Origin of the sequence: Peribacillus sp. TH16 (assembly GCF_016651095.1) — a bacterium.
Taxonomy (GTDB): Bacteria; Bacillota; Bacilli; order Bacillales; family DSM-1321; genus Peribacillus; species Peribacillus butanolivorans.
Genome location: NZ_JAEKEM010000009.1, coordinates 1,713,919 through 1,736,063 on the forward strand (window position 1 = coordinate 1,713,919; position 22,145 = coordinate 1,736,063).

The window sequence follows — 22,145 nt, forward strand, 5'->3', positions numbered from 1 at the left end:
CTTTCCTCCCCATAAGTTATTTTATTTAAGGCTAATCACACCTTTTTCGACAAAATACTCTAGGTACTTTTTATCGTCTGCTTTGCTCATTATCAGTGTGTTTCCGAATACTTCTAAGGATTCTGGCACTAAGAAGATTCTTTGCCATACAAAATCCATGATATACGTTTTATCTAACTTAATGATTTTAGTCCATGGGTTTATCAATAAGGTATTTGAAGTGATATCCGGTCCTTCCTTTTTGTATTTATCAGGAGGAAGCTCATCATTCTTTTGTGGGTTGACATTTTTATGCAGTTGCAAGAATCTATTCAGCTTTTCTTCAAACGTTATTCCGTCAGAGTATTGAAATGTAGCGCCCATTCTACCCATCCCATAATTGAGTAATTTGTTCCCTCTTAGATTTTTGCTTGATTGAATATGGATATCAGGATTATTTGTATCTTCATAAATATAAGTACCGGGTTCTAAAACAAGCATTTGCATGACGTCGATGCCAATTTTATCTTGATTTTTAAGTAAAAATTCCTCAGAACATTCAATTTCATCCTCGGTTTCACCAGGTAAGCCACCAATGATAGACATTCGCAGCGTAATGTTGGCATTATGTAAATTATCTATTATCTGTTGATAGTTACTAGAATGCACTCCTTTATCCAAGGAGTCTAAAATCCTTTGAGAATTGGTTTCATAGCCAACAGACATTAAAATACAACCTAAATTACTTAGTTCAAAACAAAATTCAGCGTCTAACAACACATTCTCAAGACGGTTTCGTGTACTGAATTTAATTTCATAACCTCTAGATTTAAGTATTTTGACTGCATTGACGACAAGCCGCAAATTAGTATTCTCATCTATGAAATTAATTCTATTAACCCCATAATTGTTAATGATATCCTCGCACTCGCTTGCTACTTGCCTTGCCGTTTTCTGCTGATAACTTTTTTCTTTTCTTGATCTATTACCATATGAACAAAAAGTACATCGTCCCCAGTAACACCCCACACATGTAATCAAAGACATATGCACTTCTTCATCTAAATAGTTTTTGTACGGTAAATCAGAAAAATCAGGTGGTAAGGCATCGGTGATCCTATATGCAGACTTAGATGGGACATTTTCAACATTTTTTTCATTAAGCCAAACAATATCCGGCACCTCCCCGATTTGGCAATCGTTTTTCAAATACCTGTTTAACATGAATAATGTTTCTTCACCGGCTGATATTCCTAATGAATCCACAAATTGATTTAATCCATTTAGGCTAAAGAAAGATGATTGACGAATCATGATTTGTTGCCCACCCATAATAATGTGGGTATTAGGGGAAAGTTCTCTAATCCACTTGCATATTAAAAGGGAAGGTAATATTTGGCTATAGTAAGCGATAGAAAGCGCGAAGATTTTGGGCTTATCGTTAAGAATTTTTTCTTTGATATTTTCGTATAAAACCTTTGTTGCTATATCACTTTTTTTCCAACTAAAATTCCTTACCGATTCAAGGATTTCTTCCAATGAGGTAATCTCAAGTTTTAAAAATGAATTTACTAGTAGTAGCTCTATGCCTTGTCTCACCAACCGAACGTCATACTTCAATGAATCAGACGATCTTTTCTCAATAAATACATTATTGTAAAGTTGCTTTTGTTCTTTGAATAAGTATTTAGCCATTTCGACTTTATATATCAATTTTAAGTCTTTACTTCCATTTTCATTGATACTCACATATTCAGCTAAACAATCTTCACTAAATAGGGTATGGCATAATTCAATATTTAAATCAATTTGACTTACACTCATTCCCTTGTTTCTCAAAAAACTAGTAATCATAGGTAAACTTAAATAAGGAAAGAGCCTGGCTTCAGTTAGAGGAGGAAAAACTACCATAGCATCTGAATTTTTCATCTAAAGAAATTCTCCTTTTATTTATCCAAAGAGAGTGCTAGTTTTTAAAAAGCTAACACTCTCTTTGAATCACCTTTATGGATTTAGGATCTAACTTATTTTTCTGCGTCCGTCACTGTACTGAAACGGAACGCATGAAATGCACTCCCTACTTCTAGCTCTTTAGCTTCGATTACTTCAAGGTTTTCCACTAGCTTTTCCGCTTGTGTTTTTTCCACTTGCTTAGTCATATGTTTCACCTCCTTAACATTTGTAATGGATTGCCTGTAACTCCTAGGCTCTAATCTATTTTTCTGCGTCCGTCACTGTACTGAAACGGAACGCATGAAATGCACTCCCTACTTCTAGCTCTTTAGCTTCAATTACTTCAAGGTTTTCCACTAGCTTTTCCGCTTGTGTTTTTTCCACCTGCTTAGTCATATGTTTCACCTCCTTAACATTTGTAATGGATTGCCTGTAACTCCTAGGCTTTAATCTATTTTTCTGCGTCCGTCACTGCACTGAAACGGAACGCATGAAATGCACTCCCTACTTCTAGCTCTTTAGCTTCGATTACTTCAAGGTTTTCCACTAGCTTTTCCGCTTGTGTTTTTTCCACTTGCTTAGTCATATGTTTCACCTCCTTAACATTTGTAATGGATTGCCTGTAACTCCTAGGCTTTAATCTATTTTTCTGCGTCCGTCACTGCACTGAAACGGAACGCATGAAATGCACTCCCTACTTCTAGCTCTTTAGCTTCGATTACTTCAAGGTTTTCCACTAGCTTTTCCGCTTGTGTTTTTTCCACTTGCTTAGTCATATGTTTCACCTCCTTAAAATCACTTCAAATCTGTCTCTTCTTGGTATATTTCACTTTCAGATAAACGAGAATTATACTTCTTCTTTCAAAGACAATTTTATATTGCTCTTTAGAAGCCTTTTATCATAAACGACTGTTCCTATAGCCACCAAATATAATCCTATACAAATGATTAACACGTATGAAAAACCAACTTGGGAAAATTCACCTTGGTCAGTACCATAGTCCAGAAAAGTGTTGAATACCCCCGCAGCGAAAGCCCCAGTTCCAAACTGTACCATCTGGAACAAACCCATATAAACCCCTGTTTCTTCCTCAGGAACGGACAACATAGCAATTTTATTTTGTGTGGGCATGGAAATGACACCGGCCAATCCAAAAAGGAGAAATGCAAATATAAAGAAAATTAAGCTGCCATTAAACATTGTCAAAGTAAGGTTTACCATTCCAATTATGGAAATCGAAATAGATAAAAGTAAAAGGTTTCTATTGTCTTTTAAATCTGCAAGTTTACCGGCATACCCAGATAACAAAACCGCCAGTATCGAATCTGCCATAATGATATAGCCAACAATATCTGGTTGAATATTGTGTACATCCCGCATGTAACTTGGAATGTAAAGCACTATTACATTTGTGATGAGAAAAAGAACGAATATTCTTATGATTGAAGAGATAAAAATGGTGTTTTTTATTGCCTTTCTTGGAAGCAAAGAAGTATTTCCGTGGTTTGCCCGTTCATAAAATATAAATAAAATTAAACTCAATATCGTAACAACAATAGAAAGCGACCGTTCCACTACACTAATATCATCATTGAATATGAATTGAAAACTGATTACCATAACTAGTAAAGCCAAACTGTTTTTTAAAGGTAAATGAAGGTTTGCCGTGATTCTTTTTTTTGATTTGGGAGTTACCATTAATACAAGAATTAAGGATATGCAACTTATGATAATCAATACTCCAAATATCATTTGCCAAGAGTAATATTTTATTACCAAACCACCAACAGCTGGTCCAATAAGTGTGGCAGTCGCTAAAACTCCGGAAAACCATCCAAAAGCCCACCCTAATTTATTATCCTTAAAACTTTGCCTGATTAATAATACCTGTGCAGGTACTACCATTGCATCTGCAATTGCCTGAAGCGTCTGGTAGAGCAAGAACAAATTCCAATTATTTGTGGTCCCACTAAGAATGGTTGATGTGATGAATAGCGATAGGCCAAATATCAACAATTTTCTTGCGCCTAATACATCCGCCACTTTACCAAAAAGCGGAATGAGAAATGCGAAAAAAGAAAAGAATAGAATATTTCTAATTTGAAGCGTGGAATAAGAAATATTAAAATAGTCTACAAGATTAGGGAATGCAATCGTCAACATGGACGTAGACATCACACTAGCTATAACACATGAAGAAATGGTTATAATCAATAATTGATCCTTATTTATTTTCATATATATAATCCTTTTTTTATTTATTTTATTTAAATTCCCCTTTAGGCATCTTCCTTTTTTAACATAGGTTCATATTGGTATTTAAATCTTTTCATGCTGATTCGGCAGATCATTTATTGTAGGCCGATCATCTACAGCCAATTTGACGCTTGAATCGAATTGTAAAACCATTGCTAGCATTAATAGAATGGAGAACCCAGATACTAATATTTTTTTCATATACCTTAACCTCCCGATATTGATTGATACAACTAGTATAAACCATCCAAATATGGTACATTTTTCTTGCGTGACTGCTACAGGGTATTTTTTTCGATATATTTTTGGTGTTTCCAATGAAATACATAAAAAAATATAAAAGTATTTATATTTTTAGGAGTTGATAAAATGGATGCAAGTATTCCTTTTAAGCTTGGAAATGTTCTCTACACTTTAAGAAAAAGGTCAGGTATAACACAAAAAGTTATGGCAGAGGGAATCATTACTCAAGCACAACTAAGCAACATAGAGAAGGGGAAAGTCATTCCATTAGCGACTACTTTATATGAGCTCTCATTACGTTTAGGTATCAGCATTGAAGATATACTTTTAGAAACTTATTCAGACCGAATGGAATATAGTGAGGAAGTGAAATCTCAAGTAAGGGTTTCAATTAGAAATAGAGAGTATCGGCAGGTAAAACGGATTCTCGAAGCAGAACAATACCATGCAGATTTCCAGTCATCTATCAATAAACAATTCATCCTCTGGCATTTGGGGATCGTAGCATATTATTGTGATAGTGATATATTGAAATCCCTAGATTTTTTAGATCGAGCCTTAGACTTATCTACTCATTTTCATATTTTTTCTGCTCAAAAAATAGAAATTTTGAATAGCAAAGCCATTATTTATAACGAAATTACTGAATATAAAAAGTCAATTGCCACTTACGAAGATGCCCTTAAGCAATTTCAACAACTTCCAAAAACTTCAATGAATTATAGAATTAAAGTCCGGATTCATTACGGATTGACAAAATCCTTACATAAGGACGCACAATATTATGAATCTATAAAAATTTGCTCTGACGCTATTCAAATTTTAACCCGGGAAGAATCTATGTACCTATTGGGAGAAGTTTTATATCAACGTGCCCAATCCTTGCAGTCAATGAACAACATGGAAAGTGCCACAAAAGGGTATGAAGAGGCAAGGAATATATTCTTATTGCAGCAGAATTACGAATTTGAGAAAGTCGTTCAGGAAAGACTCTATGAGATAAAGAAATCTCTTAAAGTGTATAAAGATTGAAGAATTCACATAGCAACACAATGCTGTACTTTTTTGGTTAGTATAATGTCACTGATATATTCTAGTTAAGTCCTTTACAATAATTTTTTTAGAGAATGTGTCCGTCTTGGAACGTAAAAAGACTGCATATCATTATTACCGATAATCAAGCACGAGAGTTAAGGGAAAACGGTTATGGCATATCAAAAGGAAAGCATTCAATTCAAACTGGAAATTTCCATCTAAAAAAAGACTTTTATATTTTCAATCAAAAATAGCCAAGATTTATCGAGGTACACAAAAATCAATAACCCGTACTAAAAAAATCCCAAGAAACCACCTTTTTCAAACCATTCAACTAGACGTCATGAACAGGACTAACAAAAGAAACCTAGCTCATTCAAGCTGGAAAGCAAAGGATAGCATAGGGGAATTCCTCGATGTCATTTTGAAAGGCATCTTACCCTCATGGGTCCAGAACCTCTCGAAACCAACTCTATCTGTCTATTTCCATCCATAAAAATAAAATCTATTTTTTCAAAAACTGTCATCAATGTTACAATAACAAAGTTGAAATTAAACCAATCTATAGAACACGTGAGGTATCATACTTTTTATGAAAGCACTACGATTATTAAAAAGTTTTAACTTTTTATATTTTGGACTGCTTGCCATTTTCATTCCGTTTCTCCCAGTCTATCTGGCTGATCAAGGTTTGCGTCCAGCCCAAATCGGATTCATCATTGGTACAGGAGGTTTTGTCACCCTCATTACCCAGCCTTTATGGGGAATGATCAGCGACAAAACGAGGACTATACGTAAAGTCCTGTTGTTACTTATCTTTTTCTCGAGCGTAATCGGATATTTTCTATATGACTCAAGCAGTTATCTTCAACTCATCCTGTTTGCCATGCTGCTATATTTCTTTCTGATGCCGATTGATCCCCTGACGGAAAGCCTCAACTTTACGATTGCGGAAAAATCTGGGATCAGTTATGGTTCCATCCGGACATATGGTGCATTGGGTTATGCGGTCATCTCGCTGATCACTGGCTATGTTATGTCATCTTTCGGAGCAAACAGCCTGGCCTTCCTTTTTGCCGTCATAGGTTTGATCAGTTTCATTGTCAGCTGGATGATGCCTGATGCACCCGTTTCAGGGAAACCTGTCACCTTAAAGAGCCTTAAGCATTTTTTCAGTAATAAAGAGACTCTTCTTTTCTTGTTATTGGTCTTTATCTGTGCTGTTCCAGCAAGGATGAATGATACTTTCCTCGGAGTATATATCCGTGAACTTGGAGGAAGTGCCAAGCTTGTAGGCTTGACCTGGTTCTTAGCAGCAGGAAGTGAAATTGTTGTTTTCGCCTTAAGCTTCTGGTGGCTGCGTAAAGGTAAGGAAATCATTATTATTTCGTTCGCAGCTGCGTTTTTCTTTATTCGTTACTTCGTCTCTGCCTGGATTACCGATCCACATCTATTAGCTTATTTGCAAGTCATGCAGCTATTGACTTTCCCGATCTTCTACTCTGCTGCCATTCAGTACCTGTATCGGATTGTTCCGGTGGAGTGGCGTGCCACAGGCCAGACCGTACTGGCGCTATTGTTCTTTGGAGTTTCGGGAATCATGGCTTCTTATATAGGCGGAGCAATATATGGGGCTTTCGGAGGCAAGACTCTTTACCTGTTCATCTCCTCCATCTCCTTTATAGGAATGGTATTTGCCTTGGTTCTTTATCGGATATATGGCAAGAGGCTCGATACTGCAGAGGAAGCTATATAATCTGAAAACATAATGTATAAAAAAGAGCATGTTTTGATTAAACTTAATCAAAACATGCTCTTTTTGCATTCCGTTAGCGAAATAAGGGGCAGCCGTTAACATTAGCATGGAGAAACAAATTAGGGAGTACTTGTTTTGTTCGTCTTGTCTGTCATTTTTATAAATCCCTGAAAATTGAAGCCGGTTTTTCAATATCACTCTTCTTCTTGAACGAGCGAATGTTTAAATGCGTAAATCACTGCTTGGGTGCGGTCCTGCACCGCAAGCTTACTTAATATATTACTGACATGTACTTTGGCTGTTTTCAGCGCAATGAATAGGTCATCCGCAATTTCCTGATTCGTTTTCCCTTGTGTCATCAACAGCAAAATTTCCATTTCACGGTTTGTCAATTGTTCATGAAGCTGGGTTTTCTGAGGACGACGTAACTTTTCCATCATTTTCCCGGTCACTTCAGGTTCAAGTACACTTTGCCCTTGAAATGTGGAACGGACGGCTCTCGCAATCTCGCTCGCCTTTGATGTTTTCAACATATAGCTTGTCGCCCCGGCTTCCAATGCCGGATACACTTTTTCGTCATCCAGGAAGCTTGTCACAATGATGATTTTTGCTTCAGGCCATTTTTCAATAATTCGCTTAGTCGCTTCTATGCCGTCCATTTCTGGCATAACCAAATCCATCAAAATGATATCTGGACGCAACTCCATCGCTAGTTCAACAGCTTTCATACCATTGTCCGCTTCACCAATCACTTCGATATCTGCCTGTGCGGATAAATAGGCAGATACCCCTATTCTTACCATTTCATGATCATCGACAAATAATACTTTAATCATCATGATCACCTCCTGTATTTAATAATGGGATTTTCACTTCAAGTTGTGTTCCTTTATTCGGAACACTTACCAGTTTCATCGTTCCGCCTAATTCAACAGCCCGTTCATGCATGTTTTGCAGACCATATGATCCGGTTTTCGACTCCTCGACGTTAAAGCCGATGCCATCATCCGTAATCCGTAAAATGATCAACTCATCACGAACGATCAATAGCACTTCAAGCGAGCTCGCTTTTGCATGTCTTAGTGTATTGGAAATCGATTCTTGTAAAATCCGAAACAGATGGTCCTCAATCCCCTTATCCAGAGTAACGGGCTCCATCTTCCAATTTATATCCATCGTCACTTTTTGGGCCAATTCCTCGAGGAGCTCCTTCATTCCTTCCTGCAATGATTTTCCCTTTAACGCAACGGGTCTCAGGTGCAGCAATAAAGCCCTCATCTCGAGCTGAGATTGATGGATCATCTCTTCCACTACCTTGAATTGTTTCATTTCCGTTTTTTCCATATTAGATTGTGACTCTGTAATGGCCGACATGAACATCGAAGCGGCAAACAATTGCTGGCTCACTGAATCATGCAGTTCCCGCGCCAAACGGTTTCGTTCCTGTGAAACAATTTCCTGGATCTGTTTTTCCTGATCAATGGCCTTTTCATTCGCCATTTTTTGAGATAATTTTGTCTGCTCATTGATATGCTTTTGGATCTGATTCATCCGTTCAACCATTTTAGCCATCTCTTGGACTGGATACATTTCCTGTTGCGAAGGTAAGCGGCCTTGTTCAAGTAAATAAAGCCCTTCATCCATCCTTTGCAGCTGCCTCTTCCAAAACATCCCTGAAACGACTCCATAGATCAGCCCTACCGTAATGACCAGACTTGGCAGGAATATGACGAAGGGTAACCCCATGACCACTTTATCCCACAATAATCTCCAGTTAGATAAAGGAAAAACAAAGAAAACCGCTGCCGGCAAGGCAAGGGAAAGGACGAAAGAAACACAAAGGGCACTCAATATCTGACGTGTCAGTATACTCATACCCGCTTCACCTCTAAATCCCCAACTAAGATAGAAGTGATGATATGAACCTTTTGATCCGTTTCATTGAACCCTTCCGTTTGATAGGAATAGATTTGATTAAATACCCTGGATTCAGGCTTATTTTCAAAAATCCGTGCTCTACCTGCAATGACCGAATGATGGACTCTGATTTCAATACCATACGGTACTAGGATTGTGATATTACCAACTATATTTCTGATGGAAATGACAGCGTCGTCTTTCGGTAAAATCGTCCGGCTTAAATCAATAACTGTATCACCGACCCCACCCTGAACATTTACGGAATTCCATTCATATACATGTTCGGTCGTTTGTTGATGACCGAACAACCTATTTTGAAACAGATAATTGGTTTTCAATAATCGTTCTTTATTGATCTGTTCTTCGTCAAACCCCTCATTGGTTAAAACGGGATTGATCCAATCAGGATTTTTTTTCGATTGATAATAAAGAAGTAATAGATAAATAAGAATTGCTATTAGGAAAAATCTAAAGACGAACATATTCAGGACAGTAATAATAAGAGATATTATCCCTATAAAAAAAAGGATTTTCCCGATTGTCCGTTTTGAAAATTTCCTTCCTAAATAGATAAGTCCAATTGAAAATGCTAGGGAAAAAAGGAGACCTCCACCCTTAAATGAAATCTCTAAAATAAGCAGGACGATTCCGATGAGAAAGATCCAGCCCATATAATCCGTTTTCATTTTGTTCAACATCGGTTCGCCTCCTCTGTAAATTGTCATGATATTCTTAAAAGGCACAGGAACCCGTGCCTTTTAAGAATACCATGAATATATCACGTTCTAACAGACTGTTTTCCCCCACCTTCGATTCCAAGCAGTTGGGGGATAACAGCAAAGCTTTAATAAAAAATCGACTAAGCTTCTTTCTGTTCCATTTCCTTTTCAAGCTGGGCAATCCTGGCATCGATAGTATGTCGATTATAATCTGAATGGACTTGATTCTCAATACGATCGATATATTGCTCCATTTCATCAAACTTCGCTATCGGTTTGGCATCGGAGCTACCAGCATTCAAAACCCGATTGATCCGATGGTTTGCCCGGGCAATATTCTCCCTGCCCATCAGTTCCATTCTCTTAAGATGCATATCCTTGAGCTTATGCTTCATTTCTTCATATTTCCGCTCCAGTTCATCTAACTGAACTTCTGCACTTTTTTGCGCTTCCTTCAAACTTAGCACCCGATCTTCATAGTGCAGGTTTTCCTTTAAGGCGAATTCCATTAAATCAATTTCTCCAGCCTGCTTAGCAATTTCAGCCTGATGTTTACGCTTTTCGGCTAGATTTTGCGCTTGACTATATTCACGAGTAAACTCTTCTTTCAGTAGATATTGACGTTCAACCAGCTTTCCTACCTTCTCTGCCTCCTGCTCACATTGACGCAGATATTGATTTAACATTCCAATTGGATTTTTTTGCTCCTTTTTATCCAACAAGTCGTGAAAATCCGCTGAAATCGTTTGTTTCATTCTTGAAAATAGATTACTCATTCCAATTCCATCCCTTCTCCTAGTTTTTATTTAACTCTTTCCACTCTCTTTCAAAATTCGAGAATGGGTCTGTTTCTTTCGATACAATTTCATCATTTTCATTCCATTTTTTATAGACGAGGTAAAGAACGTAAGCTGCTACTAGTCCTAATATCGCTGGGATATGAGAAACAGCAACTATTAGCACGATAAGGGAGATTGATCCCCAGGCAATTTTGGCTCCTGTCGATTCGGACTTCATGAACTGTTTGAATCCAAAATATAGAATAGCCAAGCAAATCGCCAAGCTGATTAATGGACCCACATTCGCTAGCAAGATAAATAATGCGATCAGCCCTACAATAAATAAACCAAATTTCTTCATTGTTTTCGTCCTCCTTTCCTTGTTTCTATCTTATCTAGTTTTGCAAGTTCGTATAATGAGCCTTAGCTATATTTTTAAGTAAGACTTAAGGCGTAGTGGTACTAAGCCTCACACTAATGAGGGCGTTTTGTTCCTGAATTTGAGAGGTTTACTCGTGAGTTGGGTTGTTTTACTCGTGAGTTTGGCTGCTTTACTCGTGAATTTGAGAGGTTTACTCGTGAGTTTGGAGTTTTACTCATGAGTTGAGAGTTTTACTCGTGAGTTGGGCGTTTTACTCGTGAATTTGGGAGGTTTACTCGTGAGTTTGGGAGGTTTACTCGTGAGTTTGGTTGTTTTACTCGTGAGTTTGGCTGCTTTACTCGCGAATTTGGACGCTTTACTCGTGAGTTTGGCTGCTTTACTCGTGAATTCAGCTGGTTTTGGTTATAAGTGCTTGTATAAGAAGTTTTCCGATAAGAGGTGTGTAGTGGGAAAGCCTTTAAAGTAGCTGTAAAACCTTGAATAAATAAAATAAAATCTTCCGACTGTAAAACCGGAAGATTACTTGACATGCATGCTTTTAGTAAAATATATATTCATTGCTTATTGTCTAAAAATAAAGTTATAGATAAAGACCTTCGACGTAAACAGACGTGATGGTTTTAGCAATTTCTTCGACAGAACTCTGATGTTCGTTTCGGACAATTTCCCAAAGATACATTTCATTTGCGAAAAACCACCCCCTTGCAACAAGCTCATGGTTTAATTCAGCTCTAGCTAGCCCATTTTGCTGTGCATAGGCAACGTCCTTTGAAATTCGCTGTATAAACTTTACACGGATTGCCTTCCATTTATCTGAGATAACAGTTGAAATCCCAATAGCCTGCTCGAAAACTTGCATCATATTGCGTTCAGCCTCTGCCATTTTTAAAAAAGCATTAGCTTGTTTATTTATAATACGTTCTGCTTCGTCCTTCGATTTTGGAAAGAAAGAGGTCTCGGCAATTTCATAAAATTGCTCCATAACATTCTCCATTAATACAATTAAAAGATCCTCTTTTCCTTTAAAATGAACATAGGCCGTTCCATACCCGATGTTTGCCTTTTTGATCATTTGGGAAATAACCGCAGCTTGAAAACCTTCTTCAAGAAATATTTCCTTTGCAGCTTCTAATAACTTTTGACGTGTCATAATTGAGCGCAAATGTCGTTTATCCCCTACTTTACCATTATCCATTCCTATTCCTCCCCTTATCTTCTAGCATAAAGGATTTCAATAAAAATAAAAAACATTTGAATAATTTAATGTTTATAATTTTCTGAATTAACTTATTGACATCGTGTCATATTCTTTGGTACGATTCTCCTAGAATTATAAGAAAAATAGAATAAGGGAGGATAATTATGCTTTCAAACGGCTTTCAACACACATTAGATTACGCAAAACAAATGGATAAAGAAGATACCCTTCGTTGTTATCGTGAAGAGTTTTATTTAAAGCCAAATTCGATCTATATGGATGGAAACTCATTGGGGCTTCTTTCGAAAAGAGCTGAACGTACTCTTTTGGAATCCTTAGAAGATTGGAAAGAACATGGGATTGATGGATGGACACAAGGGAATCACCCATGGTTTTTCATGGCAGAGAAATTGGGCGCGAAGATTGCCCAATTAGTGGGAGCTTCTCCTGAGGAAGTTATTGTAACAGGCTCGACAACTGTAAATCTGCATCAACTTGTAGCTACTTTTTATAAGCCTGAAGGAATGCGTACAAAAATTTTAGCAGATGAATTAACCTTTCCGACTGATATTTATGCTCTTCAAAGTCAGCTTCGTACACATGGATACGATCCGGAAACCGATCTCATCCGCGTGAAAAGTCGGGATGGCCGATTTTTAGAAGAGGATGATATTATCGAAGCAATGACCGATGATATTGCTTTAATCATCTTGCCAACAGTACTGTACCGCAGCGGTCAAATATTGGATATGAAACGATTAACTGATGAAGCTCATAAAAGAGGAATATTAATTGGATTTGACGGATGTCATTCTATTGGAGCGGTCCCGCATTCATTCAGTGAATGGGATGTTGACTTTGCATATTGGTGCAATTATAAGCATTTAAATGGCGGTCCTGGCGGTGTTGGCGGCTTATATGTAAATCGAAAACATTTTGGAACGATGCCTGGATTGGCTGGATGGTTCGGGTCTAGAAAAGATAAACAATTCGATATGGAACATACATTAACACCAGCTGAATCAGCAGGCGCTTATCAAATTGGAACGCCACATGTATTAAGTTGTGCACCTTTGATTGGGTCATTAGAAATGTTTATAGAAGCTGGTATAGAGAATATTAGGGGAAAATCTCTTAAAATTAATCAATATTTAATAGACTTAATTGAACTCGAGTTGAAAGACATGGGGTTTTTCATTGGAACTCCTAGAGAAGACGTACGTCGCGGAGGTCATGTGAGCCTCGAGCATAAAGAAGCTGCACGCATTTGTAAGGCATTGAAAGAAAACGGTGTGATTCCGGATTTCCGAGCACCAAACATCATTCGTCTTGCTCCAGTTGCACTCTATACTTCCTATGCAGAAGTTTGGGAAGTTGTACAAATTCTCAAAAAAATCATGACAGAAAAACAATATGAAAAATTCAAGAATGAGCGTGAAGTGGTCGCATAACATGGAATTCCACCAGATGAGGCTCATCCCTCTAATGGTTAGTGTCGAATCAGTCGGTTATTATATTCGGTTAGCCTACGCTTAAAGAGGTGGAAACTCACTGCCTATTAGGGTAGGATAAAATCTTTTTGGATAAAAAGGGGATGAACTATGGAGAACAAAAATACTCAATTGAACTTTAAAGATGGGCCAGAGAAAGGGTTAAAACGTGATTTAGAAACAAATCAGCTTTCCATGATCGCGATGGGCTGTGCCATCGGGACAGGGCTATTCCTTGGCAGCGGGCTTGCAATTCAAGCGGCAGGGCCAAGTGTATTGCTCAGCTATGCACTCGGGGCGTTCATTGTTTTGCTGTTGATGGGCTGTTTAGCCGAAATGACGGTTGCCCATCCTACTTCCGGTTCTTTTGGAGCTATTGCTGAAAAGTACATGACTCCTATGGCAGGCTATCTTGTCCGCTATTCCTATTGGATTGGCAATGTTCTGGCAGTTGGGGTTGAAGTAAGTGCAGTCAGCGTGTATATGAATTATTGGTTTCCGACCGTGCCGGGAATCGTATGGATTTTGTTGTTTGCAGGTGTCCTGATTTATGTAAATGCTACCAGCGTGAATACATTCGCTACTTTTGAGTATTGGTTCTCCTTTATTAAAATAAGTGCCATTGTTGGTTTTATTCTCCTTGGAGCCTATGTACTATTCGGTTCATCCGAACAGCCACATATAGGGCCGGAAAACTTTGTGAATGAAGGAGGTTTTTTCCCATTTGGTTTAAAGGGAATGTGGATAGCCGTATTTATTTCTTTATTCAGCTTTCTTGGAACTGAAATGATAGCGGTTACATCAGGAGAAGCAAAAGATCCAGATGCAGCTGTTCCAAAAGCATTGAAAGCGACTGTCTTCCGTTTATCCACCTTCTATGTGTTGACAATTGGAATCATGTTGATGATCGTTCCGTGGAAAACGGCTGGGATCGAGGAGAGTCCATTCGTAAAAGTGATGGAAATCTTGAACATTCCAGGTGCATCCGGGATCATGAACTTTATTATTTTAACGGCTGCTTTATCTGCCATGAATGCTCAGCTCTATGCTTCAACTCGTATGATGTTTTCATTGGCGCGTGGAAAACATGCACCCAGCTTTTTAGGAAACCTAAACAAAAGGGGTGTTCCGGCAAAAGCACTTGCTGTCTCTACAACCGGGATTCTTATTGCTGCAGGCGTTCATGCGTTACTTCCTGGTTCCTCCTATGCATTCATGATGGGAATTTCCATGTTCGGTGCTATGTTCACATGGCTTATCATCTTCATTTCTCATTTGTTTTTCAGGGTGAAATGGGAGAAAACAGGCGGACGCAAATTACCGGTAAGGATGATCGGTTTTCCCTATTTAACGATACTAGGAGCCGTTCTTCTATTTAGCTTAATGATTACGACATGGTTTACAGATTTCAAAATTATGCTTCAATTCGGGATTCCTTGGTTACTATTTTTATCTGTCGCTTATTTTGTTTCGAAAAGAAGAAATAGTAATCATAATGTAGTGGAGGAATCTCTGGAAGAGAAGATAGAATAGAATGACGGAATAACTAGTATGGAGAAATCACAGTTTTTTGAATATGAAAAGTGAGGGGATTGCGGAATGAAGAATATGGATACCAATGAACAAACAATAACTGGTCTAGAGAAAGAAATTCAAACCGATTTTCAAAAATCGATGTCTTACGGAGATTATCTCCACCTTGATAAGATTTTAACTAGTCAACATAGATGTTCCGATCATCATGATGAAATGCTATTTATCGTTATCCATCAAGCGAGTGAATTATGGATGAAGCTCATTTTACATGAGTTGACAGCTGCTACTCAGTGTATACGCCAAAACAATTTGGAACCCTCGTTTAAAATGTTGTCACGCGTTTCGAGAATTCAGCAGCAATTGATTCAGTCATGGAGTGTCCTTTCAACTTTGACACCGGCTGAATACATGGAGTTTAGGGATAAACTAGGACAATCTTCTGGATTCCAATCTTATCAGAATCGTTTGATTGAATTTGCACTAGGTAACAAAAATGTTCATACGCTATCAGTCTATCAACATCAGACAGATCTATACGAGCAAATGCAGCAGGCTCTTCATAAGCCAAGTATTTATGACGCGGCGATTAATGCTCTTGTGGCCCGTGGACTACCTGTTGATCAAGAAGCTATTAATAGGGATTGGTCACAAAGATATGAACCAAATACCAGTGTAGAAGAAGCGTGGCTGACAGTTTACCGCGATGTCGAGCAATATTGGGACTTATATGAGTTGGCCGAGAAGTTAGTGGACATTGGCAATCAACAGCAATTATGGCGTTTTAATCATATGAGTACTGTGGAAAGAATTATTGGTCATAAACAAGGAACTGGTGGATCATCAGGTGTTACGTATTTAAAAAGAGCTCTAGACCAACACTTTTTCCCAGAACTATGGAGTCTAAGAACGAAGCTTTAAGAAGAAATTAAGTACGTTATTCTTTTTGAAAAAGTGGCAAAGAAAGCAATAGCCAGAAGAGATGGAGGTAAGATACATGGGTACATGGATTGATATTTCACAACGTCTGGATGAAAATGTCGCAGTCTGGCCTGGAGATACACCTTTCTCATACAAGGTCAATTGGAGTAAAGAAGAGAGTGGATCTGTCAACGTAGGTCAAATCAATATGAGTATACACACTGGTACTCATATTGATGCACCTTTTCATTTTGATAATGATGGAAAAAGAGTGATTGAACTGGATCTCGATTTATATATTGGAAGTGCCCGAGTCATCCATTTACCAAACAAGACAAGCATAGGAGTCCATGAATTATCCAGTATAGATTTAGAAGGAGTGACCCGTCTGTTAATTCGCACAGATGCCTGGAAGGATCGTCGTGTGTTTCCACAAACTATTCCTCATATCCAACCAGAATTAGCGGCTTATCTTTCAGAACTCGGTGTTCGTCTTATTGGTCTTGATTTACCATCAGTAGATCCATTAGATAGTAAAGAACTGTCTGCCCATCATGAACTTGCTGAGCATGGAATTCACATTTTGGAGGGGCTTGTATTAGATGATGTGTTACCGGGGGATTATGAATTGGCAGCCCTCCCACTTCCATTAGTTGAAGCAGATGGAAGTCCGGTACGTGCGGTGTTGAAAAAATTACCCTAAAAAGAAATAGATAGATTTTCACTAGGTTTAAATAAAAAAACAAGCCGAGTCACAAAAATGATTCGGCTTGTTTTTTATCTTTTTTAATTAAGCTGCCCATGGAGAATTGCTATTCATCCCCTACGTATAGAAAATTTCCCATAACATTTTTATCTCCTCCCTTAGTTCGATAAAAAAAAATCAAAATCATAGATAGATTTCAGTCCATTCTTTATTTAAGAGGTTATTAATGCTGTGTTTCATAGTTTTTTCACATGATCACAACTACTACTTACAGGAATTCGGCTTACTTATTTACCTCCCCAAACTACGTTCATTTATGTTAAATTAAATGTAACAATTTTTAGAATTTTCATCTTTGAATGGAGGTCCATAAATGGAAAACTTTTATTTGTTTGTGATTACGTGTATTCTTCTCATTATTCTACCTGGTCCAGATACAGCAATAACAACAAGGAATACCGTTACCGTTGGGACAACGGGAGGTTTCAAGACGATGTTTGGTACGTGTTGCGCACTTCTTATTCATACATCAGCTGCAGTGTTTGGCCTTTCAGCAATCATTGTAAAATCCGCTTTATTATTTTCTATTTTCAAATACGTCGGTGCCGTTTACTTGGTATATCTAGGCATCAAGACGTTATGGGGATTAAAAAACAAGGAAGTGGCAGCAACCACTGAAACGGCTGTCAAAAATAAGTATGAAAACCAGTCTTACTTTAAGCAAGGGTTCCTTACCAACCTGCTGAATCCTAAAGTGGCAGTTTTCTTCTTAACTTTCTTGCCACAGTTTGTTGACCATGGAACCAATACATTTTTACCGTTTCTTATAATGGGTTTAACGTATACCGTATTAACCTTAGTGTGGTTTGTATTTTATATCTATTTATTGAATCAGATTAGTGCTTTTATGAAAAAGCCTAGAACACAAGCGATTTTTGAAGGAATAACGGGTGCGATACTGATAGGTTTTGGGATAAAACTAGCTCTAGAAAAAGCTCATAATTAGATGGATGTTTAAGCCCCTTCGTTGATAAAACGAAGGGGCTTTTATTGAAGGATAATTAGATGACTTAGAGATACACTGACTTCAAGTTCTCTATGAAATCTCCCATCTAATCATTACAAAAAGCAATCGGCCGTAACGTCGGACAAAAGTGATTGTCTGGCCCTAGAAAATAATCAGCTGTGGATTTGAAATAAATTCGTACCGGTTATAAAAAAGTTGCACCGTCCGCCATCTGATCTAGCTCCAAGGGCAAAAAAGCATATTCTCCGTCCTTAATAATCTCACATTTACGAACTGGAATAGGATATTTAAAAATGGGCCCATCTATTACTGTGGTATGGAATTCTCCACCTTCTCCGCAGGGGTCAATACCACGGGCTTCAAGCTCCTTCACGTATTCATGGGTTAATGTTCGCCCTAAATCGTTCTCTCGCATTCCGAATGATAAATTAACAGTTACAATTATCGTTACAAATCCTAGATTTATGAACTCTTCGACAGCTTCACGATGGTTCATTTCCCATAAAGGCATCCCCAGCTTTAATCCAGCATTCTTCGTAACCTTTTCATGCCAACAGCCATGAGCAGGCATATCTAAGTCTCCAGTTACTAACACTTCTGCTCCTTGATTTTTAGCTTTGTCTAAAAGGTACATAAATACTTTTTCATAATCTGTCCAACTTGCAGCTGCAGTATATACGGGCAAACCTATAGATTTAGCTTGGGCACGAATGAGTTCCCGAGGCATTCCATGGGATCTGGAACGTTTCCCTTCTTCTTCCAGCATGACGATCAATCCAACTGCTTCTCCAACCTTCACTGCTTTATATAGAGCTAAGACACTATCCTTTCCTCCGCTAAAAGAAGCTATAAATTTATGCCCGCGAGCACTATCTTTCCAATCCATTAATTCTGCCATTCCTATCTTTCCCCTTTATTCTAATGACTTTTTTCACGATGCCTGTTATTAGCCAATTTCATGTTTTATATATGAGGTTTCATAGCTCTATTTGTTTGATTTTATCACTATTGGACCTTACAGATAATATATTATTGCACCCTGATACAAAGAAAACTTGAAATCTAATGATGAAGAAAAGAGAAGATTATCTCAAAGAAACTACTTCATTGTCGACAGAGAAAAGATAAGTCATACCCTAAAGGAGGCTTTTCTTGAAATTACTACTGCAATAGTGATCAGGACGATCTTTCATTAAAGGGCGCGATTCTTTAGCTCGTTAAGGAACACAAAAATGATCAAACTTTTTTATAAAAGAATAAATATTATAAGGGCATGTTTTGATTAATCTTTTTTCAAAACATGCCCTTTCTATTTATACATTTATCTGGGTTTCTTGTATTAATTTGATCAAAGCTACATCAGCACCATATATAGCCGCTTTTAGTTCTCGTAATTATTCAGCATATCCGTTTACAAAAAAACCAACTGTTTCGAGTTCACTTTCGGTTAATTTCCGGTTTAGCTGCTTGGCCAATTCCTGCTCCATTAAATCACGATTTCCCTGATAGTTGACGACAAGCCTTGCACAATCTTTCATTAGCTTTAGCTCGGTCTCCATTTCCTGCTTCGTGCTGGGCTTTTCGTGATGGGAGAGTATATATGTATCGGCATCATAGGCTTCAATCTTCTTAATGAGTAGCAAAGCTTGTTCAGCCGTATAATTCCATTTTTCTGCATAAAGATTGGCATAAAGACAATCTCCTAGAAATAATGTTTTTTCCTCCGGAACATAAATGATACAAGAGTCTGCTGCATGATCACCTCCAACGTGTTCAATTACACAGGTTATATCGCCAAGATCAATGGTAATCGCTGTTTCAAAGATAATATCGGGCAACGGCAGGTCAATATTTCTCTTTGTCCCGAGTTCCAATTTGATTGCATCGGCACAAAATGGAATCTCAATCCCTGCTTCGACCCGTTGATCAAGATCGTGATCTTCCCATGAAAGCTGCTGCATATCCTTAATATTGTTGTAAGTTTTCTCCTGACAAATTACCGGTATTCTCACATTCTCCAGACCAAATACATGGTCCCAGTGGGAATGGGTAAGAACAAGAAAATTCCCGCTTATATTAGCCTGTAGTAATTCGTCCTGAAAAAGCTGTGCATGCTGGACAGAGTTACCGGCATCAATGATGATAGTTTTCTTAGCTCCAGAAACGGCGGCGAGAATGGGCCGATCAGTTTCTCCCACTGGAGTCAGGTAGACAATATGTTTCGATAGATGCTGTAAAGTTTGCATGTTTCTGTTCTCCTTAGGATAGTTTAATTATCTGACCAAAACATCAATCAGCTTGCTTAAGTATAGCAAAATTACACATCTGTTGATTAGCTAATTATCCCCATAAAAAATTTCCTATTCTGTTACGATGATAAGCGTTGAAATCATCCCCTTTAATTAGCAGGCACACCACCTTGTAACTTCCATGTTCTAAGCAACTTGATTTGTGGATTAAACTTCTGAATCAATTGTTCAATCTTTCTATCACATTCATTTTGACTCATAAATCTCCTCCTATACATATATTTTCAGAAACTCATTTTATAGCGTTAGCTTTATTTCTATCATTATAATAATTAAGGTTTCCAATATGTTGAATTTCACATAATTTTCTTTCGTTCCATCAAGCTTGGTATACTATTTCTCCAAACTAAAAGACAACAATCACTGGATTGCTGTCTTTTCGTCATCATTCAAACGAACCTTTTCCAATATACCGTTATTTTCGAAAGGGCATTTAAAAAGGTCGCTTTAAAGAAAGATTCTTCCTTTTTCTGATCTTCAGGTGGTTCTATATATCTTTTATTATCCGCGACGAGTGTACTATCTGAGATTTTCGACTCGATGGCCCCTATCAATTGCGTTGCAAATTCTTCACCATCGATTATCACTATCGATTCTGTATTTAAAAAGGCAGATCGCGAATCCAGATTGAAGGAACCAACTGCACTTAATCGCTGATCATAAACAGCCGATTTACCGTGCAATGAATAAAGCTTTGAATATTCATAAAGCCTTGCCCCTGTCTCAACGATACTATCCCTAAGTGCCAAGTAACTGGAAAAAGCTATCACATTCGGGGTTGATGTCACCGAGTTGGTAAGTATGGTCCAATCAGCTTTTGAATCCATATTCTTTGGTACATATTCCTTCATGGCATCCGCAGGAACAATATAGGGACTCTGGATAAGTACCGACTTATTGGCGTTCGCAGCAATATCCACTAGAGATCTCCACACAAAAGGGTGTTTATTGAAACGTTCGATTGGATTATGAATGAAGGACACTTTTTTAGTAGGTGTTGTAGACTTGCTCCAATCGATGGCCGGATTAACGAAATCGGCATTATTTTGAATAGCTTTGCTGTATTGATTTAATAATGTATCTCTGACGCGTTTTCCTTTTTCCTTTTGCCTTTTCGAAAGGTCCGCAAAGACTTTGCTCGTATACGGATGAGTCCATAATTCATGTAAATAGTCCTTCATTTCAACGATAACACTATCTTTCTCCTGTTTAGCATTGAAAATGAGTACATCCCGGTCATAGACATAATTCTTGGGCGGATTGTTTGCTAAATACTTATCGGCGATATTCCTTCCTCCGATGATGCCTAACTTTCCATCTGTAGTGATTATCTTGTCATGGAGGCGGTTATGCCAGGTCCAGGGCTTAAATGGCTTAAAGGTTTCGTAGTACCTTAATTCAATGTTTTCATGCGATGCCAGTGCATAACGGACACTGCTTAATTGACCTCTGAGTCCATGAGAAATCCCATCCAGAAGGATTCTAACTTTGACACCCCGGTCAGCAGCTTCGAACAAGGCTCCAAGAATAAGTTCAGTAGATTTTCCTTTTCCAAAAGCGTAGTAGGCAATATCGATTGAATGCTGGGCTTCCTGGATCATTCGCATTCGGGCTAGTCCCGATTCATAACCATCTTCAAGAAGCAGGACACGATCCACGGTGGATTCCTTCTCCCCCATATATTCACTTATATGTTTAATCGGCCTATCTTCTTCTTTTTCCTTGAGGAAGTAGAAAAGGACCACTGCCGTCACCACTATATACAGGAAATATAATAGAAGAACGAGCAGAAATCCTTTAATCATCGTTTGTGCAGTCATAACGCTCTCCCCCTTTACATTTTATTACTATTCGTAATAAGTACGGACTCTATTCAACATCTTCAAGCTTAAATAAACCCTCTGACTAGTTAGCCAGAGGGTTTATTTCATTTCCTAT

24 protein-coding genes are annotated in these 22,145 nt (G+C 38.0%); 8 read left to right on the plus strand and 16 right to left on the minus strand.

What is annotated here, in order from left to right:
• Positions 1-21 precede the first annotated feature (21 nt).
• The 7 genes from JFV29_RS22320 to JFV29_RS22330 form a co-directional block, all read right to left on the minus strand.
• The gene (locus JFV29_RS22320; protein WP_201186435.1) at positions 22-1,908 is read right to left on the minus strand and encodes a B12-binding domain-containing radical SAM protein; all 1,887 of its coding nucleotides are present in this window, start codon (positions 1,906-1,908) and stop codon (positions 22-24) included.
• A gap of 95 nt (positions 1,909-2,003) precedes the next feature.
• On the minus strand, positions 2,004-2,138 hold the full coding sequence (locus JFV29_RS31235) for a hypothetical protein (RefSeq protein WP_274607074.1): 135 nt from the start codon (positions 2,136-2,138) through the stop codon (positions 2,004-2,006).
• Positions 2,139-2,193: 55 nt separating this feature from the next.
• Positions 2,194-2,328 carry a hypothetical protein gene (locus JFV29_RS31240; protein WP_274607074.1) on the minus strand — a complete coding sequence of 45 codons (135 nt, stop codon included), beginning with the start codon at positions 2,326-2,328 and terminating at the stop codon, positions 2,194-2,196.
• A 55-nt stretch (positions 2,329-2,383) separates the two neighbouring features.
• Complete coding sequence (locus tag JFV29_RS31245) at positions 2,384-2,518, minus strand: hypothetical protein (protein ID WP_274607075.1); 135 nt, start codon at positions 2,516-2,518, stop codon at positions 2,384-2,386.
• Between the two features lie 55 nt (positions 2,519-2,573).
• Positions 2,574-2,708: a hypothetical protein gene (locus tag JFV29_RS31250; RefSeq protein ID WP_274607075.1), complete on the minus strand. Its 135-nt coding sequence runs from the start codon at positions 2,706-2,708 to the stop codon at positions 2,574-2,576.
• A gap of 71 nt (positions 2,709-2,779) precedes the next feature.
• A complete protein-coding gene (locus JFV29_RS22325) occupies positions 2,780-4,171 on the minus strand; it encodes an MFS transporter (RefSeq protein ID WP_201186436.1) in 1,392 nt (463 codons plus the stop codon).
• Between the two features lie 81 nt (positions 4,172-4,252).
• Positions 4,253-4,390: a hypothetical protein gene (locus JFV29_RS22330; protein ID WP_201186437.1), complete on the minus strand. Its 138-nt coding sequence runs from the start codon at positions 4,388-4,390 to the stop codon at positions 4,253-4,255.
• A gap of 168 nt (positions 4,391-4,558) precedes the next feature.
• Between JFV29_RS22330 and JFV29_RS22335 the strand changes: the two genes are divergently transcribed.
• Together JFV29_RS22335 and JFV29_RS22340 are read left to right on the plus strand one after the other, a co-directional pair.
• Entirely contained in the window at positions 4,559-5,464 is a 906-nt protein-coding gene (locus tag JFV29_RS22335; RefSeq protein ID WP_201186439.1) for a helix-turn-helix domain-containing protein, read from the plus strand.
• 595 nt (positions 5,465-6,059) lie between these two features.
• Positions 6,060-7,223, plus strand: a complete 1,164-nt coding sequence (locus JFV29_RS22340; RefSeq protein ID WP_201186441.1) for an MFS transporter — start codon at positions 6,060-6,062, stop codon at positions 7,221-7,223.
• A gap of 194 nt (positions 7,224-7,417) precedes the next feature.
• Here the strand turns inward: JFV29_RS22340 and JFV29_RS22345 are convergent, their stop codons facing one another.
• The 5 genes from JFV29_RS22345 to JFV29_RS22365 all read right to left on the minus strand — a co-directional run bounded on the left by JFV29_RS22345 (position 7,418) and on the right by JFV29_RS22365 (position 11,002).
• A complete protein-coding gene (locus JFV29_RS22345; RefSeq protein WP_201186443.1) occupies positions 7,418-8,059 on the minus strand; it encodes a response regulator transcription factor in 642 nt (213 codons plus the stop codon).
• Positions 8,052-9,098 carry a sensor histidine kinase gene (locus JFV29_RS22350; protein ID WP_201186445.1) on the minus strand — a complete coding sequence of 349 codons (1,047 nt, stop codon included), beginning with the start codon at positions 9,096-9,098 and terminating at the stop codon, positions 8,052-8,054. The genes JFV29_RS22345 and JFV29_RS22350 overlap by 8 nt, the downstream gene beginning before the upstream one ends.
• A complete protein-coding gene (gene liaF, locus JFV29_RS22355) occupies positions 9,095-9,841 on the minus strand; it encodes a cell wall-active antibiotics response protein LiaF (RefSeq protein ID WP_201186447.1) in 747 nt (248 codons plus the stop codon). The genes JFV29_RS22350 and liaF overlap by 4 nt, the downstream gene beginning before the upstream one ends.
• A gap of 161 nt (positions 9,842-10,002) precedes the next feature.
• Positions 10,003-10,638 carry a PspA/IM30 family protein gene (locus tag JFV29_RS22360; RefSeq protein WP_201186448.1) on the minus strand — a complete coding sequence of 212 codons (636 nt, stop codon included), beginning with the start codon at positions 10,636-10,638 and terminating at the stop codon, positions 10,003-10,005.
• A 19-nt stretch (positions 10,639-10,657) separates the two neighbouring features.
• A complete protein-coding gene (locus tag JFV29_RS22365; protein ID WP_053347522.1) occupies positions 10,658-11,002 on the minus strand; it encodes a lmo0954 family membrane protein in 345 nt (114 codons plus the stop codon).
• A 298-nt stretch (positions 11,003-11,300) separates the two neighbouring features.
• Here JFV29_RS22365 and JFV29_RS22370 point away from each other — a divergent pair, with 298 nt between their 5' ends.
• Positions 11,301-11,489 carry a hypothetical protein gene (locus tag JFV29_RS22370; RefSeq protein WP_201186449.1) on the plus strand — a complete coding sequence of 63 codons (189 nt, stop codon included), beginning with the start codon at positions 11,301-11,303 and terminating at the stop codon, positions 11,487-11,489.
• A 114-nt stretch (positions 11,490-11,603) separates the two neighbouring features.
• Here the strand turns inward: JFV29_RS22370 and JFV29_RS22375 are convergent, their stop codons facing one another.
• Positions 11,604-12,218 (minus strand): TetR/AcrR family transcriptional regulator, encoded by a 615-nt coding sequence (locus tag JFV29_RS22375; protein WP_098175631.1) that lies wholly within the window; start codon positions 12,216-12,218, stop codon positions 11,604-11,606.
• Positions 12,219-12,385: 167 nt separating this feature from the next.
• On the opposite strand from JFV29_RS22375, the gene kynU reads away from it, so the two are divergent.
• The 5 genes from kynU (at position 12,386) to JFV29_RS22400 (ending at position 17,877) form a co-directional block, all read left to right on the plus strand.
• On the plus strand, positions 12,386-13,672 hold the full coding sequence (kynU, locus tag JFV29_RS22380) for a kynureninase (protein ID WP_201186450.1): 1,287 nt from the start codon (positions 12,386-12,388) through the stop codon (positions 13,670-13,672).
• 150 nt (positions 13,673-13,822) lie between these two features.
• Positions 13,823-15,244: an amino acid permease gene (locus tag JFV29_RS22385; RefSeq protein ID WP_201186451.1), complete on the plus strand. Its 1,422-nt coding sequence runs from the start codon at positions 13,823-13,825 to the stop codon at positions 15,242-15,244.
• 75 nt (positions 15,245-15,319) lie between these two features.
• Positions 15,320-16,165 carry a tryptophan 2,3-dioxygenase gene (gene kynA, locus JFV29_RS22390; protein ID WP_201188021.1) on the plus strand — a complete coding sequence of 282 codons (846 nt, stop codon included), beginning with the start codon at positions 15,320-15,322 and terminating at the stop codon, positions 16,163-16,165.
• Between the two features lie 76 nt (positions 16,166-16,241).
• Positions 16,242-16,868 carry an arylformamidase gene (gene kynB / locus JFV29_RS22395; protein WP_201186452.1) on the plus strand — a complete coding sequence of 209 codons (627 nt, stop codon included), beginning with the start codon at positions 16,242-16,244 and terminating at the stop codon, positions 16,866-16,868.
• A gap of 376 nt (positions 16,869-17,244) precedes the next feature.
• A complete protein-coding gene (locus JFV29_RS22400; protein ID WP_201186453.1) occupies positions 17,245-17,877 on the plus strand; it encodes a LysE family translocator in 633 nt (210 codons plus the stop codon).
• Between the two features lie 205 nt (positions 17,878-18,082).
• Here the strand turns inward: JFV29_RS22400 and JFV29_RS22405 are convergent, their stop codons facing one another.
• From JFV29_RS22405 to JFV29_RS22415, 3 genes are all read right to left on the minus strand, one after another.
• A complete protein-coding gene (locus tag JFV29_RS22405) occupies positions 18,083-18,796 on the minus strand; it encodes a Dph6-related ATP pyrophosphatase (RefSeq protein WP_201186454.1) in 714 nt (237 codons plus the stop codon).
• Between the two features lie 496 nt (positions 18,797-19,292).
• Positions 19,293-20,144, minus strand: coding sequence for an MBL fold metallo-hydrolase (locus tag JFV29_RS22410; protein WP_201186456.1), 852 nt, complete (start codon positions 20,142-20,144; stop codon positions 19,293-19,295).
• A gap of 452 nt (positions 20,145-20,596) precedes the next feature.
• Complete coding sequence (locus JFV29_RS22415; protein ID WP_201186457.1) at positions 20,597-22,027, minus strand: phospholipase D-like domain-containing protein; 1,431 nt, start codon at positions 22,025-22,027, stop codon at positions 20,597-20,599.
• Between the last annotated feature and the right edge of the window lie 118 nt (positions 22,028-22,145).

What these genes read in the sequence shown, in the direction of transcription:
- JFV29_RS22320 (WP_201186435.1), bottom strand. Translation starts at nt 1,908, where the DNA reads ATGAAAAATTCAGATGCTATGGTAGTTTTTCCTCCTCTAACTGAAGCC.
- JFV29_RS31235 (WP_274607074.1), bottom strand. Translation starts at nt 2,138, where the DNA reads ATGACTAAGCAAGTGGAAAAAACACAAGCGGAAAAGCTAGTGGAAAAC.
- JFV29_RS31240 (WP_274607074.1), bottom strand. Translation starts at nt 2,328, where the DNA reads ATGACTAAGCAGGTGGAAAAAACACAAGCGGAAAAGCTAGTGGAAAAC.
- JFV29_RS31245 (WP_274607075.1), bottom strand. Translation starts at nt 2,518, where the DNA reads ATGACTAAGCAAGTGGAAAAAACACAAGCGGAAAAGCTAGTGGAAAAC.
- JFV29_RS31250 (WP_274607075.1), bottom strand. Translation starts at nt 2,708, where the DNA reads ATGACTAAGCAAGTGGAAAAAACACAAGCGGAAAAGCTAGTGGAAAAC.
- JFV29_RS22325 (WP_201186436.1), bottom strand. Translation starts at nt 4,171, where the DNA reads ATGAAAATAAATAAGGATCAATTATTGATTATAACCATTTCTTCATGT.
- JFV29_RS22330 (WP_201186437.1), bottom strand. Translation starts at nt 4,390, where the DNA reads ATGAAAAAAATATTAGTATCTGGGTTCTCCATTCTATTAATGCTAGCA.
- JFV29_RS22335 (WP_201186439.1), top strand. Translation starts at nt 4,559, where the DNA reads ATGGATGCAAGTATTCCTTTTAAGCTTGGAAATGTTCTCTACACTTTA.
- JFV29_RS22340 (WP_201186441.1), top strand. Translation starts at nt 6,060, where the DNA reads ATGAAAGCACTACGATTATTAAAAAGTTTTAACTTTTTATATTTTGGA.
- JFV29_RS22345 (WP_201186443.1), bottom strand. Translation starts at nt 8,059, where the DNA reads ATGATTAAAGTATTATTTGTCGATGATCATGAAATGGTAAGAATAGGG.
- JFV29_RS22350 (WP_201186445.1), bottom strand. Translation starts at nt 9,098, where the DNA reads ATGAGTATACTGACACGTCAGATATTGAGTGCCCTTTGTGTTTCTTTC.
- liaF (WP_201186447.1), bottom strand. Translation starts at nt 9,841, where the DNA reads ATGTTGAACAAAATGAAAACGGATTATATGGGCTGGATCTTTCTCATC.
- JFV29_RS22360 (WP_201186448.1), bottom strand. Translation starts at nt 10,638, where the DNA reads ATGAGTAATCTATTTTCAAGAATGAAACAAACGATTTCAGCGGATTTT.
- JFV29_RS22365 (WP_053347522.1), bottom strand. Translation starts at nt 11,002, where the DNA reads ATGAAGAAATTTGGTTTATTTATTGTAGGGCTGATCGCATTATTTATC.
- JFV29_RS22375 (WP_098175631.1), bottom strand. Translation starts at nt 12,218, where the DNA reads ATGGATAATGGTAAAGTAGGGGATAAACGACATTTGCGCTCAATTATG.
- kynU (WP_201186450.1), top strand. Translation starts at nt 12,386, where the DNA reads ATGCTTTCAAACGGCTTTCAACACACATTAGATTACGCAAAACAAATG.
- JFV29_RS22385 (WP_201186451.1), top strand. Translation starts at nt 13,823, where the DNA reads ATGGAGAACAAAAATACTCAATTGAACTTTAAAGATGGGCCAGAGAAA.
- kynA (WP_201188021.1), top strand. Translation starts at nt 15,320, where the DNA reads ATGGATACCAATGAACAAACAATAACTGGTCTAGAGAAAGAAATTCAA.
- kynB (WP_201186452.1), top strand. Translation starts at nt 16,242, where the DNA reads ATGGGTACATGGATTGATATTTCACAACGTCTGGATGAAAATGTCGCA.
- JFV29_RS22400 (WP_201186453.1), top strand. Translation starts at nt 17,245, where the DNA reads ATGGAAAACTTTTATTTGTTTGTGATTACGTGTATTCTTCTCATTATT.
- JFV29_RS22405 (WP_201186454.1), bottom strand. Translation starts at nt 18,796, where the DNA reads ATGGCAGAATTAATGGATTGGAAAGATAGTGCTCGCGGGCATAAATTT.
- JFV29_RS22410 (WP_201186456.1), bottom strand. Translation starts at nt 20,144, where the DNA reads ATGCAAACTTTACAGCATCTATCGAAACATATTGTCTACCTGACTCCA.
- JFV29_RS22415 (WP_201186457.1), bottom strand. Translation starts at nt 22,027, where the DNA reads ATGACTGCACAAACGATGATTAAAGGATTTCTGCTCGTTCTTCTATTA.